General features: G+C 40.8%; 6 protein-coding genes. 3 read left to right on the top strand and 3 right to left on the bottom strand.

Annotated elements, in window-relative coordinates; all coding sequences use genetic code 11:
- Positions 1–104 precede the first annotated feature (104 nt).
- Positions 105–1409, top strand: coding sequence for a peptidylprolyl isomerase (locus WKT11_RS19555; RefSeq protein WP_340285724.1), 1305 nt, complete (start codon positions 105–107; stop codon positions 1407–1409).
- A gap of 222 nt (positions 1410–1631) precedes the next feature.
- On the opposite strand, the gene WKT11_RS19550 is transcribed toward WKT11_RS19555, so the two are convergent.
- The 3 genes from WKT11_RS19550 to WKT11_RS19540 all read right to left on the bottom strand — a co-directional run bounded on the left by WKT11_RS19550 (position 1632) and on the right by WKT11_RS19540 (position 4790).
- Entirely contained in the window at positions 1632–2693 is a 1062-nt protein-coding gene (locus WKT11_RS19550) for a GGDEF domain-containing protein (RefSeq protein ID WP_178761068.1), read from the bottom strand.
- 62 nt (positions 2694–2755) lie between these two features.
- Positions 2756–3556 carry an HAD family hydrolase gene (locus WKT11_RS19545; RefSeq protein ID WP_118591649.1) on the bottom strand — a complete coding sequence of 267 codons (801 nt, stop codon included), beginning with the start codon at positions 3554–3556 and terminating at the stop codon, positions 2756–2758.
- Positions 3546–4790 (bottom strand): DUF4317 family protein, encoded by a 1245-nt coding sequence (locus tag WKT11_RS19540; RefSeq protein WP_243098546.1) that lies wholly within the window; start codon positions 4788–4790, stop codon positions 3546–3548. The genes WKT11_RS19545 and WKT11_RS19540 overlap by 11 nt, the downstream gene beginning before the upstream one ends.
- A gap of 173 nt (positions 4791–4963) precedes the next feature.
- Here WKT11_RS19540 and WKT11_RS19535 point away from each other — a divergent pair, with 173 nt between their 5' ends.
- Positions 4964–5482, top strand: a complete 519-nt coding sequence (locus WKT11_RS19535) for a nitroreductase family protein (RefSeq protein ID WP_117677206.1) — start codon at positions 4964–4966, stop codon at positions 5480–5482.
- A 250-nt stretch (positions 5483–5732) separates the two neighbouring features.
- Positions 5733–6152, top strand: a complete 420-nt coding sequence (locus WKT11_RS19530) for an acylphosphatase (RefSeq protein ID WP_330489937.1) — start codon at positions 5733–5735, stop codon at positions 6150–6152.
- Positions 6153–6166 lie beyond the last annotated feature (14 nt).

Here is a 6166-nt window from a genome sequence, read left to right as displayed (position 1 = left end):
TCGTGATAAATATGTGAAATATAGCACTTATTTTTTAATTTACCTTGCCCTCAGCAGGAAAAAAGTTTATACTCTAGTAATAGCACAGTCTGGAAAAGTGGGACATGAAGAAAGACCAGACTGATAATATGGAGGAAGAAATGAAAGAAATGGCAAAGAGAACAGCCGTAGCAGCACTGGCAGGTGTGATGTCAGTTGGTATGCTTACAGGCTGCGGAAGTAAAACATTAGATGGAACAAAAACAGTGGCTACAGTAGACGGAACAGATATTCCGCTTGGAGTTGTCAGCCTTTATGCGCGTGAACAGCAGCAGCGGACAACCGCCATGTATATGTCTTATATGGGAAGCGCGGATAATATCTGGGATCAGACAGCAGATGAAGATTCTAGAGAGACATATGGTGATCAGGCAGTGACAAGCAGTCTGGAATCCATTGAGAAAATGTATATTCTGAAAGAGAAAGCATCTGATTACAATGTAGAACTTACAGATGAAGATGAAACAGCAATCGCAGATGCTGCATCACAGTTTATGGCTGCAAACAGCGAAGAGACAATCAAAGAACTCGCTGTAACAGAGGATCAGGTAAAAACATTACTGGAGCTTCAGACAATCCAGAAAAAGATGTATGACCCGATTGTTGCAGAGGGAAATATCACAGTTTCTGATGATGAGGCAAATCAGACAACCTTTACTTATGTAAGTATCTCTACAAGTGGTGATGATGTAACAGACGAAGATAAAGAAACTAAGAAAGAACAGGCTCAGGAGATTCTTGATAAAATGAAAGAAGATCCGACAGCTGATATGAGCGAAGTTGCTCAGGGAGTAGATGAGAGTTACTCAGCAGTACAGGGTAATTTTACAACTAAAGAAAGCGAAGATGAGGATGAAGACTCCAGCGGGGCAGCATATCCGGACGAAGTTATTAGTGTTTTACGTGGACTGAAAGACGGAGAGGTTGCAGATGATATTATTGAGACTGATACAGGATATTATGTAGTAAGACTTGATAAGATTAATGATGAGGATGCAACAGCATCCAAGAGAGAATCTCTTCAGAATTCCAAAGAGAGCACATATTACACAGAGACAACAAATCAGTGGCTGGATGATGCGGATGTAAAAGTAGTAAAGAAAGTTCTTAAGACACTTAAGATCACAGATAAACATACTTTTACAGCTCCAACTTCGACACCTACTCCATCACCAGAAGCAACACCAGAAGTAACAGAAGAAGCAACACCAACACCGGAGGCTGATGTGACAGAGGAAGCTGAAGCAACTGAGACACCGGCAGCAGAAGAAACAGAAACAGCAGAAGATACAGAGGCAACTGTAACACCAACAGAAGAAGCTGAAGCTACAGAAACACCAGAAGCAACACCGACAGAAGCTGCGGAATAAGACAGGAAAATTATATTGCTGTATCGCAGAGAATTGTGGTAATGAATAATAAACATAAGGTAACATAATAAAAGCAGCTATATGGAAAACAAAAAACGTTTCTCATATAGCTGCTTTTGCATTGCCAGAATAATATTTTCTGATGAATTGCGCAAAAACCTCGAATCAGGAATACCCTTGTGTATGCCATAAAATGCAATGGTACCGGAAAGTTCTGCAATATCAGGAAATTACGGTATCGCGCCCATGTGTTTTTCCGTAATAAAGCTTATCATCCGCATGTTTGATTAATTCTGAAATATTTGACTGATAGTCGTTTTCTTCTACACCGAAAGTCATAGTTACGTGAACTGTAATATCTTTATAGGTTATGATACATTTGCTGACTGCTATATTAATTTCATTCATGATTGTACTTGCATTGTCAAGATTCATTCCCGGAAAGAAGAAGAGAAATTCTTCGCCGCCCCATCTGCAGACGTGTCCTGAACCAAGCGTTTTTTCTTTAAAAAGTTCTGCGAGAGATTTTAGAACCTGATCGCCGCAATTATGACCATAAGTATCATTGATTTTTTTGAAAAAATCGATATCGCCAATGGCAATGCTGAAATTTTCATAAGGATTAGCTTTAATGTGATTTTCCAGAACCTCTTCCATACGGCGTCTGTTATACAGAGTAGTAAGAGGATCGGTTCCGGCCTGTTGTCTTAATTCAATGTTATACAGCATGAGATGCTTCTCTGCTTTCTGAAGATTATCGCTGAATGTCAGACAGATCACACCCGTGATCACAAATGATAAAATAGTATTTAAAACTTGTACAATCAGCATATGTGCTTCTGTAAGGACGTATATTGGCGGATAATTCTGACAATGAAAAAATAGTGCCATTCTCAGTATGAATAAAAAAACTGCAAATGCAATTTTGTTAAAGGTTGTATCATACAGGGAAAACATTGAAATTAACATTAGCGGCAGGATAAAGCTGGTACCGCCAACATTCCATCCATAATAATAGATGAAATAAGAAATCCATCCTGTGGAAATGATAACATAAAATAAAAAGTTCCATCGTATAAAGATACGATTCATGTAATGTCTTGCAAGAAGACATGCAGCCAGCCACCCCGCGACAGGAAGAACATTAACCGGATATCCAAAACATGTGATACAGACTATAAATAGCAGAAAGTATACAATGTAGATGTTATAAGATCTTGTTAATGCAAGAGAAAAATACAAAGGTGTAGTTTCGGCATCAAATTCATGATTAAATATACTCATATTGATTCTCCTGAGCATATAGAAATAACATATTCAAAAATGTTATTTCTATATGCTTTATATTAAATAAGGAGGAAATGCTTTAATGCATTAGCGATGCCATTATCCTCGATATTGGTTGTCTGGTAAGTGCAATGAGGAAGAATCAAAGGATCTGAATCACCCATTGCAATGCTGTTTCCGGCAAACTGAAGCATAGGAAGATCATTTGTGCTGTCGCCAAAAGCAAAGGTATCTTTGAGTGATACTCCCAGGCGGTCAGCCAGAAACCGGATCCCTGTTGCCTTGCTGCAATTTTTCTGAGTTAATTCCCAGGCTTTATCATCATGGATAAAACACAGAAAATGTTCATCAACAAATTTGCGGAAGGTATCCGTATCAGAGTCTGCGGCAGGAAATGCCAGAAACTTGTCAAATGTAAAACTATGGTAGATTTCGGAAGTGTAGAGAGATAAATCTTCTACTTCAACTTCTGTTTTCAGATTCTGGATAGCACCAGGAAGAGAACAGGATCCGTTATCATATAAAATTTTGTCCGGACGCTCAAAAAATGCGGGGATCTTGCAATTTCTTAGTATTTCTATTATTTCACGACAGAGTGAATTGGGAATTGAACTGGAAAATAAAAGTTCTCCATTCATATAAATCTGGCTGCCACATCCACAGACATATCCGTCAAAGCCAATCTTCCGGATTATTTCAGGAATCATGGCATAAGTACGTCCGGAGTTGACAAAAAGCAGGTGTCCATTATCGTGGGCTTTTTTTAAAGCAATTCTTGCACTGGCCGGAACAGCCCATGGATAAGGGGTAAGTAAAGTCTTATCAATGTCAAAAAATAATAGTTTACGATTATTCTGCATCAGATGCCTCCTCTATTGTGTCACTGAATTCATCGTTTGCTTTAATATGGCTTCCGTTGCTGAAATCTTCGCTAAATTTTTCGCTGAATTCCTCGTTCGAAGAATCTTCACTTCCTGTATGTACGCGAATGCCATTAAGTTCGACTTCACCTTCCATTGGAATTACAAGACATTTTCGTCCATCAATCACGCGTGTCTCAACGAGATCGGCACGTTCAGGGTCTACGTGAACGACAACATCAGGAGTCTTAATCTCGAATCTTCGTGTATTGGTAATATTAGAAGCAACCAGAGAGGATTTTTCTCCGGCAGTAATTTCATACTGCTCGTCAAAAGACTGTAACTTCTCATCTTCTACGCCACATTCTTCGAAAAGACGTTTCACTTCGGATTTAGTCAGAACTACAGGCTCCGGTTCATCTTTCTGAGCTTCAATCAGGTCGTTTAATTTCTCGTGAATATTTAATACCGTATCATAGCTGCAGTCCTCACCAAGTGTATCTTCGACCAGTGCATTGAAAGAGTCACGCTGTCCACCGGCGGAGAGAGGGGCATTGCATCCAAGGAGTTCATCAATAAAAATATCTCTGAGTTCATTTACGTTCTTACTATAATAAAGAACTCCATGAATATCCGTACTGCGGTCATTAAACTGCGGGAAAAGAAAAGCAACATCCGGAAGTTCTACGATCCAGTCGCGGATGCGGTCCTGAATGCTGTTGGTCTCCGCGTTATAGCAAAGTCCTGCTTTGGAAAGTTTCACCGGGCAGATGCAACACATAATGTGTTCGTAAATTTCATCTGAGGCATCAAACATTTCGGAACCATCGGAGGATTTTCCGGGAATGTCATATACTCCATGAATCAGGATAATGTAATAATTCTCCGGATAATCATAGTTTTCGATGATTTTATCGTAAAAACTCTCGACCAGTGCATCGTCTGTAAGTTTGCTTTCTCTCAGTTTCATAAGGAAATGCTGAGTTCCGCCTTCGGATTCCTGTTCAAGAGGAAATTCCATGTTCATCAGGTTCTTCCCAATTGTTCCGGAAAGGGATTTGCGGAAGATATCAAAATATTTGAACATTTCTTCTTCGGAGAGGGAGAGAAATGCTTCTTTTAATTCGGTTTTTTTGTTCTTTTCTCCGTCAACATAGCATCCGCAAATGCGGGTGATAGAGCAGTTCTCTGGTGTGAACTGCTTCTTGATTTCGGAAATTTCTTTTTTGTTCATATAAGTTACACCTCGTAATAGTATACTTTCCATTATAGACTAGATAGGGACTGGGGGCAAGGATGATTTGTCTGTGAAAGTGTGAAATTATAGATGAGTTTTGACAAAGGTGGTGGTATAATATAGGAAAATTTGTTGCTGTTTACTATGTGAAAATACAGGAGGATACTGACATGAATGAAACAATGAAAAATCTTTTAGAACGCAGAAGTGTACGTGGATATAAGAAAGATCTTGTGCCGGAAGAGGTATTAAATGAGATTCTTGAAGCTGGTGAGTATGCGCCGAGTGGAATGGGACAGCAGGGAACTCTTATGGTAGTGACTCAGAATCCGGAGCTTGTTGCGAAGCTTTCTAAAATGAATGCGGATGTAATGGGGGCAAAGAGCGATCCGTTTTATGGAGCATCGACTGTTATTGTGGTTTTTGCTGACAGTGAGCAGGGCACTTGTGTGGAAAATGGAAGTCTTGTTATGGGAAATCTGATGAATGCGGCTCATGCAGTTGGTGTGGATTCCTGCTGGATTCATCGTGCGAGAGAAGTGTTTGCGTCTGAAGAGGGTAAAGCGCTGAAAGCTGAATGGGGTGTGCCGGAGTCTTATATTGGTATTGGCCATTGTGTACTTGGTTATCGTTCTGGAGAGTATCCGGAAGCTAAGGCGAGAAAAGATGGATTTGTGATCAGAGTTTGATCGAGTCAGGTGAGTTCCCTTGTTTTAACCAAATCAAGCAAGTCCCCTGCGGAGGTTGCGAAGAGCAATAAGCAGTGGGTGGGGACTTGCTTGTATCAGAAGGGGTACAAGCCCCTTCTGATAAACTGCGAAGCAGTTATTTGGTTATGAGCAAGTAGCGAAAGCGGATTGCGAATATTCGATTGACTTGTGAAAAACAGGGAGTAGGGGTGTATATGTGTAGAGCGACTGATGAGATGAGGATGACTGAGTGAGTATATTTGGTAATAGAAAGAAAAAGAAGTATAGAACTTTTCTTCAGGATTCTGAGACGGGTGCGGATGATACCAGGGAGTATGAGAAGGGCCGGGGAGTCTGGGGGAAGAATAACTTGCAGGAGGAACATGGGTCGGAGATGAGTGAGAATCTGATCAGGAAGCATTATTGGTTTTCGGGGAGAGTGCAGGGGGTCGGGTTTCGATACCGGGCGTGTTATATTGCGAGTTCTCTGGGAGTGACCGGATGGGTGAGGAATAACTGGGATGAGCGTGTCGAGATGGAGGCACAGGGGACCAGGGAGGATCTTGCCAGGATGGTGGAGATGTTGTATAGGCAGAGTTTTATTGGGATTGAGGGGGTTGAGGAGAAGGTTGTGCCGGTTGAGGTGGAGAGTGGATTTTATGCTCGTTAACCGCTGATTAAGGG

The sequence above is a fragment of the Blautia sp. HCN-1074 genome, assembly GCF_037890165.1.
Lineage (GTDB): Bacteria > Bacillota > Clostridia > Lachnospirales > Lachnospiraceae > Blautia_A.
Note: the sequence above shows the minus strand (reverse complement) of the source record. Positions and strands in the feature narration are given on the sequence as shown.